A 22529-nucleotide genomic window follows, 5' to 3' on the forward strand; every position below is an offset into this window, starting at 1 on the left:
TTGAGCGTGGATACCTCGGATCGAGACCCACGCCGAAAGGGGGGCGGCAAGGGGGCCCGCCCTTCGCCCCGCAAGGCGAGCAAAGGGCGGAAGCGCCGCAGCCGGGGGGGGCTTCGCTGGATGAAGCGCCTCGTCCTCATGGGGCTTGCCATGTGTCTCGTGGCAGGCGCCGCGGGCGTGGGCTTGTTCGTCTACTACACGCGGGACCTGCCTTCGTTGTCGGCGGTGCGAGATTTTCAGCCCAAGCAGATGCTGCGCGTTATGGATCGTCACGGCAAGGTGATCGGCGAGATCGGCGACGAGCGGCGCACGGTGGTGCCCTTTGGCCAGATCCCGAAGCACCTCGTGCAGGCCGTGGTGGCCGCCGAGGACGCCAGCTTTTTCGAGAACCCGGGTCTCGACCTCAAAGGCATCGCCCGGGCCTTTTACGAGAACATCGTTCGTGGCCGTGCGGCGCAAGGCGGCTCGACGATCACGCAGCAGGTGGTCAAGCGCCTGTTGCTGACGCCCGAACGCACCATCGCCCGCAAGGTCAAGGAGCTGGTGCTGGCGTACCGGCTGACGAACCGGCTCAGCAAAAACGAGATCATGGAGATCTACCTGAACCAGATCTATTACGGTCACGGGCGTTACGGCTGCGAGGAAGCGGCGCGGTTCTTCTTCGGCAAACCGGTGCACGCGATCGGCGAGGCCGAGTCGGCTCTGTTGGCGGGGCTGCCCCAAAGCCCCGAACGCTTGAGTCCGCTCAAGCACCCCGAGGCTGCCAAGACCCGCCAACGCTACGTGCTGGGCCGCATGGCGGAGCTTGGGTTTTTGCCGCAGGCTCAGGCCGAGGCGATCGCCAAGGCGCCCATCAAGGTCGTGAAAAGCCGCACGACGGCCGTGGAAGCCCCCGAAGCGATGAGCGTGGTTCACAGGGTCGCTGCGGAGCGGATGGGCGAGGCCTTCGCCACGCAAGGAGGCCAGGTGGAGACCACGCTCGACCTCGAGATGCAGCTGTGGACGCGCCAGGCGCTCGAGCGCGGTCTGCAGGCGCTCGATGCGCGTCAGGGTTACGACAAACCTTTACGCCGCCTGCAAGGAAGAGCGGTGGCGAAGTTCGTCGCGCAAACGGCGGCAGATTTGGGCAAGACGGACGAGGCCAGGCGGCGGACGTTGGAGACGGGCCGCATCGTCGAGGCGGTGGTGGCCTCCGTGCACAAGGGGGCCTCCAACGTGTCTCCACATCTGCTTGTCGATGCGGGCGGCGTGAGCCTGCGCGTGCCGCTGACCGGGGACGATCGCTACGCACCGGGTAAACCCGCTCTGATCGAACGCTTCGCGGTGGGCGACGTGGTGCGGGTGGCCGTGGATGGGCCCGCGGAGGCCCCCGACGGCCCCTTGTCCGCGCACCTCGAGCTAGGGCCCCAGGCCGCGATGGTCGTTTTGGACGTTGCCACGGGGGAGATTCGCGCGCTCGTCGGTGGTTATGGGTTTCGCTCCGGAGCGTTCGACCGAAGCCAGCAAGCGCGCCGGCAGCCCGGCTCGGCCTTCAAACCGTTCGTGTACGCCACGGCCATCGCTTCGCGCCGGTTCACCGCAGCTTCGGTGGTGAACGACGCCCCCGAGGTTTACGATCTCTGGAAGCCGAAGAACTACGAGCGCGAGTCTTTCCGTGGACCCGTGCGGCTGCGCGTGGCCCTCACGCATTCGATCAACACGGTGGCCATTCGTTTGCTGTCCGAGGTGGGGGTTCCGGCGCTGCGAGAGCTTGCGACTCAGGTGGGCATCACGTCACCCCTCACCGAGGACATGGGGCTTTCGTTGGCGCTGGGCTCGTTGACGGTGTCGCCCCTCGAATTGGCCCAGGCCTACCTGCCCTTCTTCAACGGCGGCCAGCGTGTGACGAGCCGGCTCGTGACGAAGGTGGCCGACGTCGAAGAGTCCCTGGCTCCGCCTTCTCCCGCCCTCGGCCCCGATGTGGCCTTCGTGGTGCTGTCGATGATGAAGAGCGTGGTGCAAGACGGGACGGCCCGCGGTGCCTTGAGCCTGGGCCGCCCGGCAGCGGGCAAGACGGGCACCTCGAACGATCAGCGGGACGCGTGGTTCGTGGGCGGGACCGCCGACCTCCTGGCCGCCGTATGGGTAGGGTTCGACGACATGAAGCGCCTGGGACGCGGTGAGACGGGGGGGGGGGCGGCCCTCCCGATCTGGGTCGACTTCATGACGAAAGCGAGTGCGGGCCAGCCCGTGCGCGACTTCGCGCAGCCCCCCTCCGTCGAGGTGCAGACCATCGATCCTCAGACGGGGCTGCTTGCCGCGCCAGGGGCCGAAGGCCTCGAAGAGGTTTTTCTGTCGGGCACGGCCCCGCTCGAGACGGCGCCGGCCGAGGGTGAAGATCGCTCGGCCGACGAGTTGTTGCTCAACCCTTGAGGCCGTTCGCGCCGCCGGAGGGCAAGGCCAGGTGAGCGTAGGCGTCGCTCGTGGCCCACACGACCAAGTCGCGCAAGGATTCGAGGGACGAGGCGCCGGTCGCCATCTGCGGCTCGCGCGCCGCCACGCCAAGCGCCGTGGGCAGGTCGCCGCAGATGAGGAACCCCACGCGGTTCAATGTGAGCGCGACCCCGCGCCACCACGGCGCCACGTCGGTGTCGGGGGGCAGGGCTGCGGCCGCGGCCCGGAGCCCCTCGCGTGCGGTCGGCTCGAGATTGCGGGTGAAGTGCTGCGCGTACTCGTCTACGGCGGGCTCCTGGTCACTCGGCAACTTCACCGGTACGCCCGCGAAGCGTGCCGCCGCGAACAAGATCGCGCGCAGCTCGTTGGGGCTCGATACGACGTTTGGCCAGGTGAGGCGGAACTCGGGCCTTAGCCGTGCGAGCAAGCGGGTGGCCATGAACGCGAAGGCCCGATCGCTGCGCGGCTCGAAGAAGGGGCGGCCAAGGATCAAGGTCCATGAAGGGCTGCGGCCCGCGCGGATGACGATGAGATCGGCGAGGCCGTCGAAGGTCTCGTGAATCGCCACCGGAGGAAGCGCAACTCCGAGAACAGCGGCCAGGTGCTGCAGGCGCAGCAGGTAAGGGTGGGAGGCAAGCACCTCCTCAGCACCCCGGGGCCATCGCGCGGGAAGGCCCCACGCCTTGGCGGGCTGTGCGTGAGCCAGGGCCACGACCTCCGCGGCATGCGCGAACAGAGACGACAGCGGCAAGGAGACGTCGGGGTGGAGTAAAGGCTCGGCCCAGGCGCTCGCGCGCAGGATGGCCCCGGGGGGCGCGAACGGGCGGGCGCTCGCCTGGGCGGCCTGAAGCTCCTCCTGGGGCGCGGCCTGACCGAGCGCCACCAGCGCGCCCACGGCGTTGGCGTGGCGCTCGCTTGCACCCGTTTGCTGGAACAAGCGGGCGAGGGCCCGCAAGGGACGTTGCATCTCCGGGGCCGAACGCGCCTCCGCCAAGAGCTCCCTGTGCACGCCGATCGCCCGGAGCAGGCCTTCGGGCCCCGCGCGTTCATGCGCCTCGGCCAAGGCCTCCCGGGTGCTCACCTCACCGTCGAGCTTGGCCAACACCTCGAGCGCCACGACGGCCGATTTCGGGTTGCCGAGCGGCCCCTCGTAAAGGCGCGCCAGAGCCCGCCACGCGGCGCTTTCGCGGGTCTGGTCGCCACCGGCCCGGCTGATGCGCGCAAGCCGCCTGCGCAGGTGGCGTTCGAGCCCTCGAGCGTCCCGCTGGGCGGTCAGCAGCTTCTCGATGCGCCGCTCGGTCGCGAGGTCGTCAGGCCACGCATCGAGAGTGGCCTCGAAGGCGGCGAGGGCCGCTGCCAGATCTTTGCGTTCGTGCTGCTCGATCTTGCCTACGGCCAAAAGATACTTGGCCTTCGTCACGCCTGTCGCTTCCTGGGCCAACTCCTGCAGCGCCGCGAGCGCTCCGTCCCAGTTCCGCCGAGAGGTGTGATGGTCGAGCAGGGCGTGTAGCAGCGCGTGGGCATGGGGAAGGTGTGCCCGGGCGTGCTCGAGCACGGTCAAGGCACCTTCGGGATCGTGGGCTTCGTCACGCAGCCAGCGCATGATGCCGAGCGCGTGGTCCACCTTGTCACCCTCGTCGGAGGTGTGGTCGAAGGCCAGCCAGCGCCACGCGACGGCGTCGGCGAGCTGGCCGGTTGCATGGTAGGCCTGCGAGACCCCCGCGAGCGCCGGCAGATGGTGCGGCGCCAGCCCCAGCGCCGCCTGGAAAGCGCCGAGCGCGGCCTCGGGGTGTCCGGTGGCCAGGTAGGCCTGCCCGAGCGCCACCTGGGTCTCGAGCCGTTCGGATGGTGACAACTTCGTCTCGGCTGCCATGTGCCGCGCCAAAGCTGCAGCCTGCGCGGCGCGACCGGCTTCCAAGAGCGCCCGGATCCAACACAGGCGCCAGCCGACCCCCGACGCCGCGACCGCGTCCACCTGGTCGAAGCCCGCAAGGGCCGCGCCGAGCTCGCCCAGGTGGAAATTCGCCTCGGCCACCCCGGCCAGCAGGCGCCCGCGGCTGGGCTTCGCGCCGAGCGCTTCCTCTCCGATGAACTTCACCTCGGCCCACGCCCCGCGAGCCGCCGCCTCGTCCATGTGAAGCGCTGCGACCACTTCGTTCCCCGGGTCGAGTTGCCACAGCCGGGCCTCGACCTGCTGCGCCCGAGAGGCATCGTGCAAGTGCTCGCGCAGCAGGCCGGCCGCTTCGGTGAAGCAAGTGAGCTTTTCGTCGAGATCGTCCGTCAGCTCCGCCAGTTCCCACAGCGATGTGGCGAGCGCCTCGAGGTCGCCGCGGCTGCGCTGCACGCCCATGAGCCCCCGCCGCGCGTTCAAGTGCCCCGGCTCGTGGGTGAGCGCTTCCACGTAGGCCGCCCGGGCCGCGTCGATCTGCCCCAGGCGGTTTTGCAGAACGCGTCCGGTCTCGAAGGCCAGGCGTCCGCGCAGGTGGCTGTCTTGCGTGATCCCGGCGTGTCGCCGGCAATTGTCCACGAACTGGCTCCAGCAACCGCGCGCACCGTAGACTTGGCCAAGTTCTTCGTAAAGCGCTTCGCACCCAGGGTCTCGGGTCCGGGCCTGCTCGAGCACCGCCGTGGCCTCGTCGAGCCGACCAAGCGCGTGCCATTTTGTCGCCAGGCGGAGCGCCAGCTGCGTGTGCTCACTCACCGACTGGGCTGCTTGCAGCCGCCTTCCGAGCACCCGGGTCGCCAGGACCTCGCGCCCGCTCTCGCCGGCGAGCCTTTCGAGGCGGGCCCACACCGACGTGCGTCCGGGGTCGAGGGCCAGGGCCTTCTCGCAGGCGGCCACGGCTTGCTCACCGTCGTGCAGGCGCTCCTCGTAAAGGGCGGCCAGCTCGGCCCAGACGCTCGCCGCCGCTGCGCGCTGCCCGACATCGCCCTGGGGTTCGAGGGCCTCGTCCTGCTGCCAAAGGGCCAACCGGCGGTTGAGGGTGCGCGCGAGATCCCCCCAGCGGCTGAGGTGGCGCTCGGCCTCTTCCAGCTCACCCAGCGCGAACTCGTCGCGGGGCGCACACGCGAGCGCGCTTTGGGCCGCTTTCGCGCTGGTTTCCCATGCGCCCCGGGCTCGGTGCCAACGCGCCAGCGCCGTCCACGCGGCCGCGGCGGCCTGGCTACTCGGGGCGGCGGCCGCGGCCGCGCGAAACGTCTCGGGCAGCTCGTCCCCGCGCCCAAGCTCGAAGGCGAGCCGCTCGAGCTCGCCCAGCTTCTCGTGGGACGCCGCCGCCTTGACCGCCGCCTGTTGGGTCAGGTACGCGCCTTCGAGGTCCCTGAGCTCGCGCTCGAAGACTTGCGAGGCGCGTTCGAGTCGGGCCGCCCGCGTGACGGGATCGCTGGTGGCATCTGCCTGTCCCAGCAACCAATCGACGAGCTCCGGCCAACTCCGCTGACGCTCGTAGAGCCCTTCCAGGTCCACGTCGTCGGCCGCCACCTCCTGAGTGGCCGGCTTTTGACTCCGCGGACCTTCGTCGGACTCGGGCTGAGCGTCGAGCTCCGCGGTCAGATCGACCACATCATCGAGCAGAGCGTCTTGGGGCTTGAATGGACTTTCGGGCATGGGCGGTTGCGCGGGGGCCTCGTCGAGGCGAAGGGATGCCTCGGGGTCGCATCGACTTCCCTTCGAGGGCGAAATCTATCGCCAGCCCTAGCGCACATGCCACAAATAAGTGGGGCCTGTGGATGGACTTTCGGGCGGGGGGCCGCCCGTGTAAACGAGGTCCTCAGGCGCTGTTTCGGACCTGCAACGATTGCGTATTCGTCACGTTTTCACGGGCGTTGCGCGAATGGCAGCTTTGCCGTCTTTCACGTAGACGGCGAAGCGCGCGCCCGTGCAATCGTACTTGGACATGATCGTGGCTCGGTTTTCCCGGAGCCGCTCCGTAAACTTTTCGAGCGTCAAGCCGCGGGTGGATTCCCCCGTTTGGCTACGCAGTGCCACGTACTCGGCGAAGACCTCCCGGAAGTGGGCGGCGTCGGTGTCGCCCTCGGCGCCGCTGGTGCCGTTCATTTCGGAGGTGGGTTGATCGTCCGTTTTGTTCTGGGGAAAAGCGCCCGCCGACAGGCCTCCTGTGACGGGCATCGGCGCCGTGGGCGTGGGCGTGGCCTCGTCCGTGGGGCTGGACGAGGGGGCGTAAGGCGGCACCATGGGAACTGATGGGGACGACGTGGAGGCCAGCGGCGCCATGGGGGCACCTGGTGGCCGGGGCGGACCCGGCAACGGCGGCGAGCTCGGGCGGCCCGCGGGCAACGCGCCCGGGAGGGGACCCGTGGGCATGGCCATCGCCGGGGTGATGGTCGGCCCGAAGCTGACGGGCGTGGTCGAAAGGCCCGGGAAGCCCACCGGGGTGGGCGCGGGCCCCTGAAAGCTGACGGGCGTCGGCGCAGGTCCAAAGCCTCCGGGTGTCGTCTGAGGCCCGAAGCCACCCGGGGTGCTGCCGAGTGGGGGCAAGGGCGGCAGATCTACCGAGCGGTTGGCCCTATCGTTGAGAAGCGTCGACAGGTCTTTTCGTCCATCGGGCCTGCCTTCGGCGCTCGGGTCACCGTGGACGAACCGCTCGAGGGCGGCGTTGACATCACGTGCGATGGCTCCGAAGCGTCCGGGGTGCCGGCTGTCGTCCAGTTTTTGCAGTTCGCCCCGCGCCAGCCTTTGCATGTCCCCGCGGAGCACGTGCAGAGGCCTTTCCATCTCTCGCCGCTGCAGGAAGAGCCCCAAGCCAATGAGCAGCACCACCCCCGCTCCGAGCCGCAGCCAGGGGAAGACCGCCCAGCCCAGATCTTCTTTGGTCGTGCTGGCCAGAAGCTCGAGCGGGCCACTCGTTTGGGCCTGCTTCACCATCAGCACGTAATACGCATCGAGCGCTGCGGCCTGTCCTGTGAAGGGCGCCGCCACGGCCAGCAACTCGTCGCGCCCGTGGGGCAGAGTGAACGCCTTCGTCCGGTGGGCGCTCTTGATGTCGCTGCGGTGCTCGGCCACCCGCCCCGCGAGAGACCCCAGGGCACCCTCGGGCACCGTCGAGCTCAGCACCTGTCCGTTCAGCAACACTGCCACGTCGACGCCCAAATTCTTCTTCCACAACTCCACCATGCGATCGCCGGTGTCGAGCCCTACGTAAATCGCTCCCACGATCTTGTCGCGCGTCTTCGACAGCACGGGAGCCGCCGCCACCCGGGTCAACTTGCCTTCAGCGCCCCAGACGTCGTCGGACATGTAGCCGCGGAGGGCATCGGCCATGACCTCGAGCCCGCCCATCGGTTGCGCCCCCTTGTCGTTTTCGCCTTCGCCGATGCGCCCGACGAGCCGCCCGTTGCCGTCCACGGCGCCCAGGACGCGGATGCCTCGCCCGTCGATGTCGGGCACGAGCGAGCCCAAGCGCCCCTTGACCGTCTCGTTCAAGGCGTCTGTCTCTCCGACGTTCCGGGTGGCGTTCTCCAGTGTCTCCGTCAGCACGGCATCCCTACCGAGCTTCGCGATCTGCGTGATCCACCGGATGGCGTCGTTTTTGAGCTGCTGCTCGGCTGCGTACTGTGCGCGGTCCAAGCTTTGTGCTTCGGCGCTCGCCAGTTGTCGCGAGGCCGAACGCGGCGCCACCAGGGCCACCGTAATCGCCACGCTGGCCACCAGCGCCACGAGAATGAACCAGATCTTGCTCAAAAACATGGGGCTACTCGGGGTCGGCGGGGGTGGCGGAAGCAACGTCGATCTGCAGCGCCTTCATGCTGGCTTGCACGTCGACGGGCTGTTCGTACACGAGCTGACCACGGGCCCACACCTTGAGCGTGGCGCGGCCTGCGGGAACGTCGGAGATCTTGAAGTTGCCCTTCGGGTCGCAGGGCAGGGCGAAGGGGTTGTCGACCACGAACACCCAGATGCCCACGTGAGGGTACTGCGCACTTCGGATCTCGTAGGCACCCGCCACGGGGAACTTCTGGCGTCTCAGCGTCCCCGGGGCCAGCCGCTCGAGGGGCATCAACGCCTCTTGCCCAGGGACCGACAGATCGTGCGGCACTTTGTCGTTGTTCCGGATCTCGACCACCGAGCCCACACCCACGATCAACGTGTGCTTGTTCGGTGCGAAGCCTTCGATGTCCACGCTGAAGGTCTTCGCCGCCGGCGCCTCGCCTTTGAGACCGGTGAGCAACACCACCGGCGGCTCTGCGTTCGGGACCGCGGTCACGGGCACCGAGCCGTTCTCCACGCGCCAGTAGCCGGGGAAGCGCCGCGCGTTCTCGAACGTGTCCGAGAGCGTGACGCGCCCCCGGACCGTTTCGGCGTTCGCGAAGCGGGAACAAAAGCAGGACCACGCCAACACCGGGGCGGCCACAACCAACGCGGACAAGAACCGATTGCGCATCGAGGGTGCCGGGCGAAAAACGTCAGAGAGCTTCGGACGTTAGCCCGCCTCGTTTTTACCTGTGTTCGGCTTTCGTAGCAACAGCGTGTCCACGGTCCGGTTACGTTCCCGCGCCAAAGCCGGTGGCCAGGGGCTCCGGAAGGCGGGCATTCTCGAGGAGGCAGCGCTATTCTCGGCGCGTGTCCAAGCCAAAAAAGCCCAAGTCTCATCCCGAGCCGGAGCCGGCACCCTTGCCGGAACCGAAGTCCATGCGTTCCCCCTCACGTGAGCTCGAAACGTTTCCGAATCCAAATCCAGACCGGGACTACACCATCTCGTTCGAGACCGACGAATTCACCTGCCTGTGTCCCAAGACCGGGCAGCCGGACTTCGCCACCATCCGGGTGGAGTACGTTCCCGACCGCCAGTGTGTCGAACTGAAATCCTGGAAGCTTTACCTGTGGTGGTATCGCGACCAGGGTGGCTTTCACGAGGCCGTGACCAACAAGATCCTGGACGACCTGGTCGCGGCCACCCGCCCGCGCTGGGCCCGCATCGAAGGCGACTTCAACGTTCGAGGGGGGATCCACACGGTGGTGGTGGCTTCCTACGACGCGGAAGACGACGCGCCCCGGGACGACAAGCGCAAGCCGAAGCACCGCTAGCGGGCGCGTGGCGGGCCCCAGGCGTTTTGCCGGGGCCCGTCGCCGTCACTTCCTGTTTTCGATGAGAGCCAGGGTCACCTGGCTTTCGCCCAACTGCTGAACCGCCCCGGGCAAACGAACGGCGCTGCGATCGGCTTCGATCTGTTCCTCGAGCTTGGTCGTGCACTCCTTGCAGGGTGCTTGTGCAAGCCGGGCCAACGCCAGCAGCATCGCGTGATGGGCCACGAAGTGGTCCTGTTGCAGGGTCTTGACCGGCTTGAGGGCCGCAAGCAGGAGGGGAATGCCTTTGGAAGCGTCGCCCGACAACCCGATGGCGATCGCCGCCTTCTCCGCACGCGCCGGCGAAGGATCGGACAGCGCTTTGCCGTAACACGCAAGGTCGGCGTCGCACTCTCGTGCCACTTGCATGCGATCGAGCGCCTCGCCGAAGACGCCTTGCGCTTCGGTTTCCTTCTCGAACAGCTCCTTGAAGGCGTCGTATTGATCTTTGCCCGCAAGCCGCGCGAAATCGACGGCAGCCGAGGCCCGTAGATTCGACGCTTTCTCTCCGTCGATGGTGACGTAGCCGCTCTTCGCCACCTCGAAGAGCGCCGGTACGGCCCGGGTGGCGCCCGCCATGAAGAGCCCACTCGAGGCGGCTGCGCGCAACTGCCAGTCCCGTTTGCCGTCCCTCAGCACGTCCAGGAGGGCGTCGACCGCCTTCGGTGTGCCGATCTTGCCGAGGCTAAGGAGGGCCTCGGCGTGTTCGGGGCCGGCCTTGGGCCGCTCGAGGATGGCGAGCAGGGCCGAGACGGACTGCTCGGCGCGAAGATCTCCCAGCACCCACGCGGCCTTCCAGGGCACGACGCCCGGCGAGTACTCGTCGAACTTGAGCGCCTTGGCCATCTTGTTGACGTCTTCGTTCTTCCCCGTCAGCAGCGCCACGAGGGGCGCCACGGACGGCGCGCCGATGCGCACCAACGCCAGGCGGCACTCTTGAAAAACGTTGCTACCCCGGCCCGTCATGAAGAGTCCCTGCAAGAGGGCGGGTATCGCGGCGGGGTCCTTGATCTCGGCCAGTGCCAGGGCCGCAGTCTTGTTGAGGAGGAAGTCCTGCTCGTCGGCGGACGTGGTGAGCACCTTGGTGAGCGAGGGCGTCGCCGCGGGATCGCCGATGTGGGCCAGCGCCTTGATGGCCGCAAGCCGCACCTGATTCGCGCGAGACTTGATCGGCAGCGTCTTGTCCACGGCCTTGGCGAGTGCCGCAGTGGCGCTCTTGGCCTTCATGTCGCCCAGAAAGCCCGCTGCCACGAGAGCGTTCTCGAAGTCGTCCGAATCGTACGCGAGCTGGGCCACGAACAGGTCCTCGGTCGAGGAATCCTGAAGGCGCGCGATGGCGCGGAGGTGGTTCGGGTCCTTCGTCTCCTCGAACAGGGCGCGCAGCTGGGGCAGGGCGACACGCGCCTTTTCCGGCTCCATGCGGGCCAGATTGTCCAGGGCCTCCTTGCGGGTGCGCAGGCTGTCGAGCTTCTTCGCCCAGGTTTTCGGGTCGTTCGGATCGTCACAACCCGTCGTGCCGAGGTTGCCCAACAGCAGGACCAGGAACAGGGCCGGCCGGCCCCAGCGATGCACCTTCGTGATCATGCCCATGGAAACGCGCTCCTCCGCTCGAATGCGAACACCCTCACCTCGCACGCGGCGAGACGAGGGTGCTCTCGTGGTTCAACCGGTCAATCGAGAGTCCGACTTGGCTAGGTGGCCCGGCATCACCGAGAGCGCCAAGGACGGAGCTGCCGTACTTACTCCGGAAGGGCCGCTGCGGCCTGGCTCTTGGGATTCACGGCGAAGTTGAGGTTCTGATAACCCGCGACCGCTGCCGTGTAGAGGATCTTTTTGAGGGCCTTGAATTCCACGGCCTTGTCGGCCTGGAGGATCACGATCCCGGGAAAGTCCTCGTTGGGGTGGGTCAACTTGTAGTTGTTCTTCAGCGTGACCAAACGGTCGTGCAGCTCGGTAATCTTGGCATCGCCCGTGGCCGAGTCGCGCAGCAGCTCTTCGCCCGTGGCAACCTGCTGGCCGTCGAGCATGACCACGTCCTGGGTGACGCCCACCACCGGCGCGCGTTCCAGGTCGCGCCAGTTTTGGGCATCGGGCAGAACGAGGTTCTTCTGCACGAACATGATCTCCCCCGTGGCCGAGAAGGACATGAGCAAGAAAATGACCAGCATGGTCATCATGTCGATGTAGGCCACCAGGTTCAGGGCTTCCGAGACCGACTTGCGTCCGCCGTGCGAAAGTTTGGTGCTGACGGTCTCGAGCTTGATCGACCGATACAGTTGGGAATGTGGAGCATGAATGGGCATGTGACGTTCCTTCTCGCGTTGCCGCTTATGCCCTCACAGGCCGCCGCCCGAACTGCTGTCGATCAGCGAGATGTCCGGGTAGCGTGCCGACAAGGCCGCATCCATGGTCTTCACCAGGATGTCGAACTTGATGGAGTCTTCAGAGGCGACCTGGATGTCGTTCTTGTCGGGGTGCGCTTCTTTGAGCCGCTTGAGCTCGGTCAGAAGGTCCTCGTAGGCGTAGTCGTCACCCTTTTTCTGGATGCGCTTCGAGTTCTCGTCCTCCACCACGTTGTAGCCCTCTTGGTCGACCATGACCATGATTTTGGTCTTGATCTCGCTTGGGTCTACCTGGCCAGCTGCACTCTGCGACTTCTGCTGAACTTCCAGCCGCGCCAGCTGCGTCCACACCGCCGTGATGAGGAGGAACGAGACCATACATGTGAGCAGGTCGATGTAGGGCACCAGGTTGAGGTCGGCCGAAACCGACTTCTTCCCGCTTTTACCCCCCGTATCTACAGAAACGCTCATGGTCTAACTCCGCGTTGGAGGGGGAAGGTCGTGGCCCGCCCCCTACGTTGCTGCTCGGGAGGGATTTAGCCCTGGGCCTGGTGGTGGGCGGCGGCGTCGCGGCCAGCCACAGCGAGGTTGAGCGCTTCCACGCTGCCTTGGTTGATGCCGTCGAGAATGACCTGCGTTTTTCCGTTGAGCCAGGCGAAGGTGGCCAGGCCCAGGATACCGGTGAAGAGACCGAAGGCCGTGCAGTTCATGGCCTCCGAGATACCGCGGGAGAGCATCGTCGCCTTCAGGCTGGGGTCCACACCTGCCACGGATGCGAACGATTTGATGAGACCCGAAATCGTTCCCAGGAGGCCGGCCAGCGTGGCAAGGTTGCCCAGCATCGCCAGGTAGCCGGTGCGCTTCTCCACCGCGGGCAACTGGCGAAGGGCTTCTTCGTCCATGGCCTGCTGGATGTCGTGTTCGGTCCCTCCGGCGCGGCGCAGGCCCGCGGCGATGATTTTCGTGAGGGGCGTGCGCTGCTGCTCGCAGGTGCTGACGGCGCCGCGCACGTTGCCCTGGACGATTTGGGCCTTGATGGTGCCCATGAGCTTGTTCACGTCCACCTTGGAGCGGGAAAGCACCATCACGCGGTCCACGCAAATGGCCACGATCATGATGAGCATGATCAAGATCGGGTACATGCCCCAGCCGCCCTCTTCGAACATATCAAGGATGAATCGCATCGCTTCTGTCTCCTTACGAACGAACTTGCTGAAAATGCCTGTGCGGACCCGACGTGCTCAACCGCGTGCAGCGGCTTTGGCGCTCGCCAGCATGTTGGCCACGTTCTTCCTGACCTCGGCGATGTCGTCGAGGATGTTTTGGGTCTTGCCGTTGAGCCATGCGTAGGTAGCGAGACCCACGATGCCCGTGAACAACCCGAAAGCGGTGCAGTTCATCGCCTCCGAAATGCCCTTCGAGAGCAAGGTGGCCTTTTGTGACGGGTCCACACCGGCCACGCCTGCGAACGACTTGATGAGGCCCGAAATGGTTCCCAACAAACCTGCCAAGGTGGCGAGGTTGCCCAGCATCGCCAGGTACCCCGTACGCTTCTCGATGAGGGGAAGCTCGCGCAGCCCGGCTTCGTCCATGGCAGACGCGATCTCTTCGTCGGACCGATTGGCGCGCATCAGACCCGCCTGAACGATGCGGGTCATGGGCGTGGCGTTGCCCGAGCAGACCTTGATGGCACCCTGGATGTTCGACTGGGAGATCTGCTGGCGCAGGAGGGAGACCAGCTTCTCCTTGTCGATGACGGCCTTGCGCAGGTATACGGCGCGTTCGACCACGATCGAGACCGTGAGCGTCAGCATTGCGAGGATTGGCCACATACCCCATCCACCCTCGTGGAAGGCATCGGCCAATAGCTTGAGAAAGGTCATCGGCTCCTCCTGTCGGAAATTCGGCTTCTAGAAGAACGGCTCAAAAAAACTCGAGGCCCACGCCGTCCGGTCACTGCCCTTCGGCTTCGGGGGTGCCGGCAAGCGGCAACCAAACGAAGGCGGGGGCACCGGGGGGGGCTCGGCGAACGGCAATCGAAATACGGCAATCGACGGGTCCAGCGCGCGTGGGTCTACGGAGTTGTGGGCTCGAAGGGCCTACGCGAACGGTGCGAAGGAAAAGCTAATCGCTAGGTAAGGACCGTAGAAGCACTTTGAATGCCATAGATTTTGCCGTCGTGTAAAGGCAAGAAACACGTGTCGACGTGGCGAAATGCCACACCCCGTGGCAAACGGTCTCGACCCGGGGGATGTAGTCCCCGGCTTGAGGGGGCGAGTCCTCAGCTCCAACAGCGCAGCAAGGCCTACATCGGTGCCTTGGTGCGCCACCTGCGCGGCCCGAGAGAGGGGCGGTGTGCGTGGCCTGCGGGTTGTGAAGAGGGCGCGCGGGCGGTACGTTCAGTGCGTTCATGCGTTCCACTCGCCTCGTCGACATCGTCGTGTTCGTGGTGGTGGCGGTCGCCATCCTGTTGCCGAGACCCGATGTCACCGTCAAGCGCGGCCTGGATCTCACCGAGGCCCAGCGCACGGAGCTTGCCCTGCTGCAGGCGGAGCTGTCTCGCGCTCCGGGATCGGTCGAGCCCACCTTGCGCCTCTCCAGCTTGCTGCTGGCCGGGGGGCAACCGGAATGGGCCTTGGCGGCGCTGACCCCGGCGCAGGAGAAGGCACCTTCCGATCACAGGCTTTACGTCCGCGAGAGCCTCGCGTGGGCGGAGCGATTCGAAGGGCAAGCCGCCCATCGTGCGGCGCAGCGTGCCTTGGCCCTGTGCGAGAGTGGCTCGAGCGAGCCCTGCACCGAGCCCGATCGCGTGCGCCTGCAGATGATCGCCTCGACTCTCGAACGGGTGAAGGACCTCGATATGCGAGACAACCCGAATGCGGCGAAAGAGCGCATTTTGGAGGCCCTCCGCCCGGGGCACGTGCCTCGCCACACACCCTGAAAAAGCGAATCGCTCGGGATCGAAAAAATCTCGCGAAACCCGCTTGACAGGGGGCCTCAGGATCCGCCACATTCCCCGCCTACCGACGGGGCGGGCGGCGGAAAAACTCAATCTTATTCGTGGCGAACCCCTCACCCTCCTGGGGGACTCGCAACGTACCGGACTCGGCAACTTTATGCGCCTGTAGCTCAATTGGATAGAGCATCGGCCTTCGAAGCCGAGGGCTGGGGGTTCGATTCCCTCCGGGCGCACCACACGGACGAAGCTTAACGATCGCAAAACTGAAGATTCGGGCGCGTAGCTCAACTGGTAGAGCAGCGGACTCTTAATCCGTTGGTTCGGGGTTCGATTCCCTGCGCGCCCACTCTCGCAACTACCCGGAATTCTTGGACAATTCACCCTGACGCAGCGTTTTCGCGGGGTCCGATTCACTCGAAGGTGTGTCGCTTCTGTGTCGCTTGTGCACGGTGCCGGCATCTTCGACGGACGCCAAGTGAGCGCGCTCGAGCCCCAGGGTCATCCGTCGATTCGCCTCGGTCACCAGGTGCTCTGTGGCCAGGTGGGCGTAGACCGAAGCGGTTAGGTTGGCGCTGGAGTGGCCCAAGGTCTTCTGAAGGTCCAGGAGGCTTCCGCCAGCCATCACCCACAACGACGCGAACCCATGCCGAAGGTCGTGGACCGTCATCCGCTGAAGCCCCAGGGCTTCGCAGGCTCGTTCCAGGAGCGTGTTCAGGTGCCAGGCGTCGCGTGGCAAGGGCTTGCCGGTGTCCGGGTGAGGGAACACCAGATCGCCGGGCTTGGTCTTGCGGCTGGTGGCCAGGTGCTCTTCGAGGATGGTCGCCAGCTCGGACGTCATCGGGACAACGCGGCCCTTGCCAGACTTGGGCAGCGCGTCGAACGAGCGACGGATCGTCACCACCCTGCGGGATGGGTCGACGTCGCCCCACTGAAGCCCAGCGGCTTCGCCTCTGCGGGCCCCAGTGAGCATCAAGAACCCCGCGATGGGGTACCACCCGGGCGCCGTTTGCCTGAGGTAGGCCAGGAGCTTGGCCGCTTCGTGGGGGGTCTCAAGCGGCGGGCGCAGCTTGGCCGGGCGCTCGGCGAGCATGTACGAGCCGCGTCGGAAGCGAGCGATGGGGCTCGTTTGGAGATACCCAGCGGACACCGCGAAGTTCAGGACGCTTCGCAAGAGCGCCAACACCCTGTTGACCGTCGGGGCGGCGCGACCCTTCGAGAGCCACTCGCGGAAGTCCACGATGCGCCCGTGGGTGAGCTCGTTCACGGCCAGGCGCTCGCCGAAGTGCTGGACCACCAGCCCCCAGCGCTGAACGTTGTCCTCGTGAGAGCGCAGCTTGGGCTTCGAGTGTGTGCGTAACCACTCGCGGCCGACATCGGCCAGGGTCGTTTCGCCGGCCCGGTGGGCATCGAGCAGGCCAGACTCAGCCGCAACGCGGACCTTGGCCAAGAACGCCTGGGCTTCGGTCTTCGTCCTGAACCCGCGCCGCCCGCGGCGGCGTCCGCCCTCGACCCAGCGAACCGTAAAGCTGGGCGCAGTGGGCGTGCCGGTCGAAACGACCGAGCCAAAGTCTCGTTTCGAAGCCCTGCGCTTTCGCGGCGCGCGGCGTGGCGTGGTATTGTCGTCGGGCATTGGTCGTTCGGTGGGTCGCCGCCCCGGCACGCGTAAAGCTTCGATCCCTCCGCGCGTGCCGGGGCATCTCTTTCGCCCATCGTGAACGAAGCCCGAACCGCTGTCACGTTCGAGGCGCTTTGACGCGGTCAGTAATATTCGGACATCATGTCCGGAAATTACCGGGTGCGTCAATTGAGGCGAGCTTGGCCGGCCAACGCTTCGACCAAATCGTGGTAAGCCGCGGTGAAGCGTGCTTCGTGGCAATCGACGCCAGTCACCAGGGCGTGGCCCCCGAGCTCAAGCCATGCGTTCAGCGTGTCGTCCGAAAGGCCAGCGAAGAAGCGCGCGGTGCCCTCGTGCCGGTGCTCGGCGAAGAGCCCCAGGAACAACACAGCCCGGCCGTGGTCGAAGCTCACGGCTCCCCCTCGGTGCCGCCGGGCAGCGCTGGCACTTCGGCAACGTCGATGGCTTCGTCGGGCTCGCCCCGTCGCTGGCGGGCAAGGGCCAGGAGCTCGGTCAGGCGTGAAGTGAGGCGTTCGGTGGTCTTGTTTTGCAAGGAATCGAGCAACCTGTTTGCTTGCGTCGTGTCCAGCTCGGCATCGAGGGCCAACGGCTGAATCGGCTTCCCGACGGCGTAGAACAGGATCAGTTCCAGGGCCTTCAGTTGCTCACGTGGCGAGGGCGGGGCGCCATGGCCAGCCGGTAAGCCGTTTGCGAACCTCACGAGCGCGTCGATAGCATCGGGCGCCGCCCCTCGAAGCGAGTTTGCAAGTTCATCGCGCCAACGCGGCCGGCCGGCCGGGTTTGGGCTCGGCATGCCCTTCGTCCAGCGGTTGGTCGGCTTCGGAGCGTCAGGCATGGCCGCTCACATGAAAAGGCTTGCTTGCTTCGGCGGCTCGGGAGGTGCCACGAGCTTCGGGGTCCGTCGTTCGCGGCGCTTGGCCGGCGGGGCCACGAACGGCACAGCGGTGGCCCATGTCTGCCGGTCGTGTCCAAGGCGTTTTTGAAGCTCCAAGACTCGAAGCAACGTCCGCACCTCGCTGGGAAACCCCTGCAAAATGCCGCGAACGGTGGCCGGGCTCGTTCGCAGACGAAGCGCGGTCTTCGCGAGGCCGCACACCGCCACGTGCTCGGCGAGAAACGCCCGAAGCTTGCTCGTCGGCGCAACCCCCCTTGAACGTAACTGCATGGCAAATCACGATGCCACCTCGCAGGCCGAGGCGAGCTTTTGAACCCCATCAGCGAGCGCATCGAGCGCCACTTGCGGCGTGAGGCGGCCAGCCAAGGCATCGCGAATCGTGACTTGCGAAACGCCGCTTGCGGTCGCCAGCTGGGCAGGCGTCCACTTTCGAGCGGCTTCGATAAGCTCGGGCGGCGCAAACCCGGATGCGCGTGCAACGCTCTGGCTTGGCCCAGGAAGCGCGTCCTCGGTCGCTGGCTGCCCAGGGTCGTCCAAAGGTGCTTTCGAAGCGCGTGGCGCAGCGGCGGCCCGTTTGGCGAGGTGTTTGGTTCGTGCCGCTCGCCACTTGCGGCGTTGGGCTTCGAGCTCGGTGGGCGTCAGCTCATGGGCCAACTTGCGACGTCGCTTAGGCGGCTTCGGCTCGGGCTCGGCCGACGATGCGAGCGGCTCGATGGGGTGCGACTTGATAATTACAAACGCTTTCCGGCGAGGCCTTCGAGGCTTCGTTGGTGCGGGCGCTTCGGCCACCGGCGGGGCCACGACGGGCACCGAAGCGCTCGCAGAGGCCACTGAGGCTTCGAGCCTCTCAAGCAAATCGGCGAGGGCGCGAAGTTCATTGGGTCGAAGCATCACAACCCCCGAAAGAGCCTGTCGAAGTTCGCGGAAAGTGTCTCGGCGGCGGCATCGACGCGCCGCTGATGCTCGGCACGCTGGCGGTTGGCTTCGCGCAATTCGGCTTCGCGCTGGGCAGCCTCATCGGCAAGACGTTCAGCCCGGGGCCGTGGGCGCCGTGGCGACGCGGGCGCTTCACCGGGCGGCGGCCCACCGGCGAAAGCATGCGAAACGCAGGCCTCGAAGTGCCGTCGGCGCGCCAGCTCGTAGCGTTCCAAAGCGCGGGCGTATTCGACTTCGACGTGGTCAGTTTCGTTCGGCATCGGTCGGTCCTTTCGTGGTGGCCAAAGTTCACAAGTAACAAGCGACAAGCGAACTGTTTCGGGCGTGCTCTGAATCCAGTTTCAACGCGCGCCGAAGCAACGCCCAAAGGCGGCGAAGCCTGGAACCGCGGCGGCGTCTCACGAACGTGGCGACGGCGTTCATCGCCCACCTCGCGAAAACCCGTCTGCCGCCGCCTGACGCTTGCGGTCGAACTCGGGCTGGAACGACGCTGCGTTGGCGGCGATGCGCCGGGCAAGCTCGCGGGTCGCCCGTTCCTCGGCATCGTCCGGGGCTGCCGGTGCCGGTGTCGTCGGGGGCTGTGCCTTGGCCCGCGCCGCGAACCACTCGGCCTCGACCCGCTCGTCGAACGCCGCGGCGCGAGCGGCCTCGTCGTCCTGCGGCGCCGGCGTCACTGCGGCGTGTATGCCGGTGTCGGTGTCCCGGTGCGTCGGGGTAGTACTATGACCAGTAGCGTTACTCTGAATAGTACCGTATTCGATGATATCTGAGGCGGACCCATATCGGTCCCCATGTGGGGGGCCAGATGGGTACCCACTTGGGGACCCAGATGGGTACCCATCGCCTATGTCCTTGTTTTCATTGGACTTGGGCGTCCAACGGCGCGCTGCGCCCGACCGTCCGCCGTCACGCTGTGCTCGATACTTCGCCTCAACCGCCGTATCGTAGCCGAGCACGGCGAGATCATCGCCCGACCAGGCCGCGAGGCCCGAGGAGACGAGGCGATCGGCTTGCGAGCGGTTGATTCCCGGCCCCCGTAGCCAGGCCCGTGGCGCCCACCGGCGAGCCCCGGACAGTACCCCGCCGGTTTCCTGTTCGCCGCAGTGCACAGCGAGCCGAAGCCACGTGGCGACGTCTGCGTCGCTGGCGGCAGCCATGGCAGGCGAGCGATACCAGCTGTGATCGATTGGGGTGAATCTCATCGGGCGCCCCCGGTCTCGGGCTGGGCGCCGGCAGTGCTGCGAGACTCGACCCATCGGCTCAGCACGGTCTCGGCAACCAACACGCGCCTTCCGATGCGCACGGCATCGATTTCGCCCCGTCGAACGGCCTGATACCACCAGGACCTCGACACGTTCGTGAGGCGCGCCACTTCGTCGAGCGGCAGCAACCGGGGCAGTGTGGCGGGTGTCATCGCGGACCTCCATGCGGCGCCAACTCGTCGAGGCGCTGCCCGGCTACCGCGACGATGTTTCGGACGCAGCCGAGACCCGCCATGAGGCGCGCGATTGTCGACCGCGACACGCTCAGGAGCTCGGCGGCGCGTGGTTCACCCTCGCGCTGGACCAGGCCGCGCAACACCTCGCGGTGCCTCGGCGAGAGCGGGACCCCCTTGGCGGCGAATGGCCCGCCGGCTCGGGAGATTCGTTCGTTTGGGTTTGACATGCCCAAACGATGCCGTGGCCCGCGCGCCCCGTGGCCGAGTTCGGACAATTCGGATTTGTCCGAACTTTTGGTACCAATGCGGTTTACCTCTTGACTTGTTTCGCTTCGCCGTCAAACAGCCCCTTCGCCCGTCGCTGGCTCATGCCCATCGCCGCCAAGGCACGGCGAACGTATTCCTCGCCGTCGTAGGCGCTGGCGTCCCGGTCCCGCCACAAGAGCCGCTCGAAGGCGGACGCCACGGCCAACGTGAACGCATGCCGCTCGGCGGGCTCATCGAGCACGGACACCTTGGTCCCATCGGCGGCAAGCTGGGCTCGCAGGCATGGGCAGCGGTCGAGCACTTCGCCCACGAAGGACGCAGCAAGCTCGTGCTCTGTGGCTGGCGAGCGCAACCGGGCCTCGAGGGCGTTCACCAGCGCGGCAAGCTCCACGGGCCGCTCGCTCGCTCTGCCAGCGCTTGGCGCCACCCGGGCCGCAACTTCGAGGCGCTTGAGCGTGGCGGCGTCGCCGTCGCGAAGTGCTTGCACGAGGCCCGCGAGCACCGATGCCACTTGCCGGCTTTCGTGGCCCTCTGGGCGAAACTGCGCTTCGTGGTCGAAGCTCACCCACGCTTCGGCAAGCAGCCCCTTGGCGTCTTCGAGGGCTTCATCGCCGCCCCACAACGCAAGCGGCTTGCCGTCATCCTCGACTTCGCCAAGCTCGACCAACCCGGCCTTGAGCTCGGCTCGTGGGTCGTAGCCCATCGGTGTGCACTCTCTTGCACCCCGGGAAAAGAATCACCGGGTGGCCCGCCGGAGTGCAGACGGCAGGCCCCGTGCGGCTCATGACTTCCGCGCGGTCCCGGTGCCGCTCAAGCTATTCGCCTTCGTTGCGATCAACAAGCTGCCCTGTGGGATTCACGAGCTTCAGTAATAAACGGACATCATGTCCGGAAATTACCGACCGCGTCAAAGTGGGCTCACCGGGAGGTGCTCGGTGGGCCTTCGGGAGGCCCGTGTGTCGCTTGGGGTGTGTCGCTTGTGTGTCGCTTCGGAGTGATAATCGGTGCGATTGATGCGATGTATGCACGAAAAAGTGCAATGAAAACGCACCCATGCAATTGGTGATAACCGGGGGAAAAGACTCTTAATCCGTTGGTTCGGGGTTCGATTCCCTGCGCGCCCACTTTCTGTCGGACCGGTTCCCGGTTACTCCCTTCGACGAAGCGGGGCCTACACGAAACGGCCGCCCCGCACGCGGAGGGGCTAAGGGCCTGTCGTCGGGCGAAGCCGAGCGGCACGCGTCTTGAAGACGCTTTCACTATGAAGCCGCGGCTGGAGGATGAGGGGGAGGGCCAAGTCAGAGGGGCCGCTCGCGTGACACAGGTGAAGGGGCGCCCGAGGCCGGCACAGCGGGCAGGCCGGGCCGCCCCGGGGCGCGCGCCTGATCCCCCGCGGCAGTCGGCGGCGCGGCGCTACATGCAGCGGCCGCTGCGCTGGGCCGTGGTGGGTATGGGGCACTTCGCCCAGACCCACGTTCTGCCCGCGTTTCGCGCCCGGGGTGCCGGTGAGTTGCGCTTCATCGTGACCGAAGATCCCACGAAGGCGCGCGCCCTCAGCCGGGCGTACGACACCGAGGCGATCGACTACGACCATCTCGAAAGCATGCTCAGGTCCGACGAGGTCGACGTGGTCTACGTGACCGTGCCGAACCACCGCCACCGTGAGCTCACGGTGCGAGCGCTGCGGGCGGGCAAACACGTGCTGTGCGAAAAGCCCATGGCCGTGTCCGTGAGGGAGTGTCGGGAGATGGCGCAGGCCGCGGAGGAAGCCGGTGTGAAGTTGATGATCGGCTACCGCCTGCACTTCGAGAAGGCCAATCTGGCCGCCGTCGACCTGATACGAGCCGGTCGCCTGGGTGAGCCGCGCTTTTTCAGCTCGGCGTTCTCGTTTCAGGTGGAGCCTGACAACGTGCGGACCCTGCCCACACACGAGGGAGGTGGTGTGCTCTACGATGTGGGCGTCTACTGCATCAACGCGGCTCGCTCGCTCTTTGGCGAGGAGCCTGTGTGCGCGACCGCGGTGTCCGCCAGCCGCCCGGGGGACGGCCGCTTCGAGGACAATCCCGAGCAAGTCTCGGCCGTGCTCGAGTTTCCCGAGGGCAAGCTCGCGAGCTTCGTCGTGTCTTTCGGCGCCGCCAGCGTGAACTTCTATACGGTGGCAGGCACCGAGGGGTCTCTGTCTCTCGAGCCCGCGTATAGCCTGGCCTCGCCCATGCACCTGGTGATGACCACGCGCAAGGGACGCAACGTCAACCGCCGCATCGACAAACACGATCAGGTCGCGGCCGAGCTCGTGTACTTCAACGAGTGCATTCGTGATGACGTGGAGCCCGAGCCCTCGGCAGAGGAGGGCATCGCGGACGTGGCCATCGTGGAAGCGATCTTGCGTTCGGCTCGCGAGGGGCGCCCGATCCCCCTCGGCCTGTCGCCTCGCAAGCACCCCACGGGGGCGCAGGCGCGGCAAAGGCGTGCCCCTGCCAAAACCCCGAAGGTGGTGAGCGCCTCCGGGCCAGGTTCATCGTAGGTCGCGACGGGCGGG

General features: G+C 66.6%; 22 protein-coding genes and 2 tRNA genes. 7 read left to right on the forward strand and 17 right to left on the reverse strand.

Annotation, left to right across the window (positions count from 1 at the left end):
* Positions 1-120: 120 nt before the first annotated feature.
* Positions 121-2412 (forward strand): PBP1A family penicillin-binding protein, encoded by a 2292-nt coding sequence (locus KA712_16760; GenBank protein MCG5054616.1) that lies wholly within the window; start codon positions 121-123, stop codon positions 2410-2412.
* Here KA712_16760 and KA712_16765 read toward each other — a convergent pair.
* The 3 genes from KA712_16765 to KA712_16775 form a co-directional block, all read right to left on the reverse strand.
* Positions 2402-6040 (reverse strand): hypothetical protein, encoded by a 3639-nt coding sequence (locus KA712_16765; GenBank protein MCG5054617.1) that lies wholly within the window; start codon positions 6038-6040, stop codon positions 2402-2404. The two genes, KA712_16760 and KA712_16765, sit on opposite strands and share 11 nt — an antisense overlap.
* Positions 6041-6241: 201 nt before the next feature.
* Positions 6242-8140: a hypothetical protein gene (locus KA712_16770; protein MCG5054618.1), complete on the reverse strand. Its 1899-nt coding sequence runs from the start codon at positions 8138-8140 to the stop codon at positions 6242-6244.
* A 4-nt stretch (positions 8141-8144) separates the two neighbouring features.
* Entirely contained in the window at positions 8145-8819 is a 675-nt protein-coding gene (locus KA712_16775) for a hypothetical protein (protein MCG5054619.1), read from the reverse strand.
* Between the two features lie 263 nt (positions 8820-9082).
* On the opposite strand from KA712_16775, the gene queF reads away from it, so the two are divergent.
* Positions 9083-9478 (forward strand): preQ(1) synthase, encoded by a 396-nt coding sequence (gene queF / locus KA712_16780; protein ID MCG5054620.1) that lies wholly within the window; start codon positions 9083-9085, stop codon positions 9476-9478.
* Between the two features lie 45 nt (positions 9479-9523).
* Here queF and KA712_16785 read toward each other — a convergent pair whose 3' ends face one another.
* From KA712_16785 to KA712_16805, 5 genes are all read right to left on the reverse strand, one after another.
* Positions 9524-11107: a HEAT repeat domain-containing protein gene (locus KA712_16785; GenBank protein ID MCG5054621.1), complete on the reverse strand. Its 1584-nt coding sequence runs from the start codon at positions 11105-11107 to the stop codon at positions 9524-9526.
* 149 nt (positions 11108-11256) lie between these two features.
* Entirely contained in the window at positions 11257-11820 is a 564-nt protein-coding gene (locus KA712_16790) for a biopolymer transporter ExbD (GenBank protein ID MCG5054622.1), read from the reverse strand.
* A 33-nt stretch (positions 11821-11853) separates the two neighbouring features.
* Positions 11854-12330, reverse strand: a complete 477-nt coding sequence (locus KA712_16795) for a biopolymer transporter ExbD (GenBank protein MCG5054623.1) — start codon at positions 12328-12330, stop codon at positions 11854-11856.
* 65 nt (positions 12331-12395) lie between these two features.
* Positions 12396-13043 (reverse strand): MotA/TolQ/ExbB proton channel family protein, encoded by a 648-nt coding sequence (locus tag KA712_16800; GenBank protein ID MCG5054624.1) that lies wholly within the window; start codon positions 13041-13043, stop codon positions 12396-12398.
* Between the two features lie 57 nt (positions 13044-13100).
* Positions 13101-13742 carry a MotA/TolQ/ExbB proton channel family protein gene (locus KA712_16805; protein ID MCG5054625.1) on the reverse strand — a complete coding sequence of 214 codons (642 nt, stop codon included), beginning with the start codon at positions 13740-13742 and terminating at the stop codon, positions 13101-13103.
* 527 nt (positions 13743-14269) lie between these two features.
* Here KA712_16805 and KA712_16810 point away from each other — a divergent pair.
* The 3 genes from KA712_16810 (at position 14270) to KA712_16820 (ending at position 15164) form a co-directional block, all read left to right on the forward strand.
* Positions 14270-14800 (forward strand): hypothetical protein, encoded by a 531-nt coding sequence (locus tag KA712_16810; GenBank protein ID MCG5054626.1) that lies wholly within the window; start codon positions 14270-14272, stop codon positions 14798-14800.
* A gap of 177 nt (positions 14801-14977) precedes the next feature.
* Positions 14978-15054: transfer RNA gene (locus tag KA712_16815), tRNA-Arg, on the forward strand.
* A 37-nt stretch (positions 15055-15091) separates the two neighbouring features.
* A tRNA-Lys gene (locus tag KA712_16820) sits at positions 15092-15164 on the forward strand.
* A gap of 9 nt (positions 15165-15173) precedes the next feature.
* Here KA712_16820 and KA712_16825 read toward each other — a convergent pair.
* The 8 genes from KA712_16825 to KA712_16860 all read right to left on the reverse strand — a co-directional run bounded on the left by KA712_16825 (position 15174) and on the right by KA712_16860 (position 19699).
* Positions 15174-16448: a site-specific integrase gene (locus KA712_16825; protein MCG5054627.1), complete on the reverse strand. Its 1275-nt coding sequence runs from the start codon at positions 16446-16448 to the stop codon at positions 15174-15176.
* A 170-nt stretch (positions 16449-16618) separates the two neighbouring features.
* Positions 16619-16846: a hypothetical protein gene (locus KA712_16830; protein ID MCG5054628.1), complete on the reverse strand. Its 228-nt coding sequence runs from the start codon at positions 16844-16846 to the stop codon at positions 16619-16621.
* A complete protein-coding gene (locus tag KA712_16835) occupies positions 16843-17154 on the reverse strand; it encodes a hypothetical protein (protein ID MCG5054629.1) in 312 nt (103 codons plus the stop codon). Before KA712_16835 ends, KA712_16830 begins: the two co-directional genes overlap by 4 nt.
* A gap of 141 nt (positions 17155-17295) precedes the next feature.
* Entirely contained in the window at positions 17296-17619 is a 324-nt protein-coding gene (locus tag KA712_16840; GenBank protein MCG5054630.1) for a hypothetical protein, read from the reverse strand.
* Positions 17620-17625: 6 nt separating this feature from the next.
* A complete protein-coding gene (locus KA712_16845; protein ID MCG5054631.1) occupies positions 17626-18240 on the reverse strand; it encodes a hypothetical protein in 615 nt (204 codons plus the stop codon).
* Positions 18240-18545, reverse strand: a complete 306-nt coding sequence (locus KA712_16850) for a hypothetical protein (protein MCG5054632.1) — start codon at positions 18543-18545, stop codon at positions 18240-18242. Before KA712_16850 ends, KA712_16845 begins: the two co-directional genes overlap by 1 nt.
* A gap of 159 nt (positions 18546-18704) precedes the next feature.
* The gene (locus KA712_16855; protein ID MCG5054633.1) at positions 18705-18959 is read right to left on the reverse strand and encodes a hypothetical protein; all 255 of its coding nucleotides are present in this window, start codon (positions 18957-18959) and stop codon (positions 18705-18707) included.
* Between the two features lie 524 nt (positions 18960-19483).
* Positions 19484-19699 carry a helix-turn-helix domain-containing protein gene (locus KA712_16860; protein MCG5054634.1) on the reverse strand — a complete coding sequence of 72 codons (216 nt, stop codon included), beginning with the start codon at positions 19697-19699 and terminating at the stop codon, positions 19484-19486.
* A gap of 11 nt (positions 19700-19710) precedes the next feature.
* On the opposite strand from KA712_16860, the gene KA712_16865 reads away from it, so the two are divergent.
* Positions 19711-19947 carry a hypothetical protein gene (locus KA712_16865; GenBank protein ID MCG5054635.1) on the forward strand — a complete coding sequence of 79 codons (237 nt, stop codon included), beginning with the start codon at positions 19711-19713 and terminating at the stop codon, positions 19945-19947.
* Between the two features lie 86 nt (positions 19948-20033).
* Here KA712_16865 and KA712_16870 read toward each other — a convergent pair whose 3' ends face one another.
* A complete protein-coding gene (locus KA712_16870; GenBank protein MCG5054636.1) occupies positions 20034-20693 on the reverse strand; it encodes a hypothetical protein in 660 nt (219 codons plus the stop codon).
* A gap of 558 nt (positions 20694-21251) precedes the next feature.
* On the opposite strand from KA712_16870, the gene KA712_16875 reads away from it, so the two are divergent.
* Positions 21252-22514: a Gfo/Idh/MocA family oxidoreductase gene (locus KA712_16875; GenBank protein ID MCG5054637.1), complete on the forward strand. Its 1263-nt coding sequence runs from the start codon at positions 21252-21254 to the stop codon at positions 22512-22514.
* The last annotated feature ends 15 nt before the right edge of the window (positions 22515-22529 follow it).

This window comes from Myxococcales bacterium (genome assembly GCA_022184915.1).
GTDB lineage: Bacteria > Myxococcota_A > Polyangia > Fen-1088 > Fen-1088 > JAGTJU01.

Bases quoted from the DNA above. Each gene is read 5' to 3' on its own strand.
- KA712_16875 (MCG5054637.1), top strand. From the start codon at position 21,252: ATGAAGCCGCGGCTGGAGGATGAGGGGGAGGGCCAAGTCAGAGGGGCC.
- KA712_16850 (MCG5054632.1), bottom strand. From the start codon at position 18,545: ATGCCGAACGAAACTGACCACGTCGAAGTCGAATACGCCCGCGCTTTG.
- KA712_16765 (MCG5054617.1), bottom strand. From the start codon at position 6,040: ATGCCCGAAAGTCCATTCAAGCCCCAAGACGCTCTGCTCGATGATGTG.
- KA712_16840 (MCG5054630.1), bottom strand. From the start codon at position 17,619: ATGCAGTTACGTTCAAGGGGGGTTGCGCCGACGAGCAAGCTTCGGGCG.
- KA712_16795 (MCG5054623.1), bottom strand. From the start codon at position 12,330: ATGAGCGTTTCTGTAGATACGGGGGGTAAAAGCGGGAAGAAGTCGGTT.
- KA712_16790 (MCG5054622.1), bottom strand. From the start codon at position 11,820: ATGCCCATTCATGCTCCACATTCCCAACTGTATCGGTCGATCAAGCTC.
- KA712_16825 (MCG5054627.1), bottom strand. From the start codon at position 16,448: ATGCCCGACGACAATACCACGCCACGCCGCGCGCCGCGAAAGCGCAGG.
- KA712_16785 (MCG5054621.1), bottom strand. From the start codon at position 11,107: ATGGGCATGATCACGAAGGTGCATCGCTGGGGCCGGCCGGCCCTGTTC.
- KA712_16810 (MCG5054626.1), top strand. From the start codon at position 14,270: ATGCGTTCCACTCGCCTCGTCGACATCGTCGTGTTCGTGGTGGTGGCG.
- KA712_16760 (MCG5054616.1), top strand. From the start codon at position 121: ATGAAGCGCCTCGTCCTCATGGGGCTTGCCATGTGTCTCGTGGCAGGC.
- KA712_16845 (MCG5054631.1), bottom strand. From the start codon at position 18,240: ATGCTTCGACCCAATGAACTTCGCGCCCTCGCCGATTTGCTTGAGAGG.
- KA712_16800 (MCG5054624.1), bottom strand. From the start codon at position 13,043: ATGCGATTCATCCTTGATATGTTCGAAGAGGGCGGCTGGGGCATGTAC.
- KA712_16805 (MCG5054625.1), bottom strand. From the start codon at position 13,742: ATGACCTTTCTCAAGCTATTGGCCGATGCCTTCCACGAGGGTGGATGG.
- queF (MCG5054620.1), top strand. From the start codon at position 9,083: ATGCGTTCCCCCTCACGTGAGCTCGAAACGTTTCCGAATCCAAATCCA.
- KA712_16865 (MCG5054635.1), top strand. From the start codon at position 19,711: ATGCGGCGCCAACTCGTCGAGGCGCTGCCCGGCTACCGCGACGATGTT.
- KA712_16860 (MCG5054634.1), bottom strand. From the start codon at position 19,699: ATGACACCCGCCACACTGCCCCGGTTGCTGCCGCTCGACGAAGTGGCG.
- KA712_16870 (MCG5054636.1), bottom strand. From the start codon at position 20,693: ATGGGCTACGACCCACGAGCCGAGCTCAAGGCCGGGTTGGTCGAGCTT.
- KA712_16770 (MCG5054618.1), bottom strand. From the start codon at position 8,140: ATGTTTTTGAGCAAGATCTGGTTCATTCTCGTGGCGCTGGTGGCCAGC.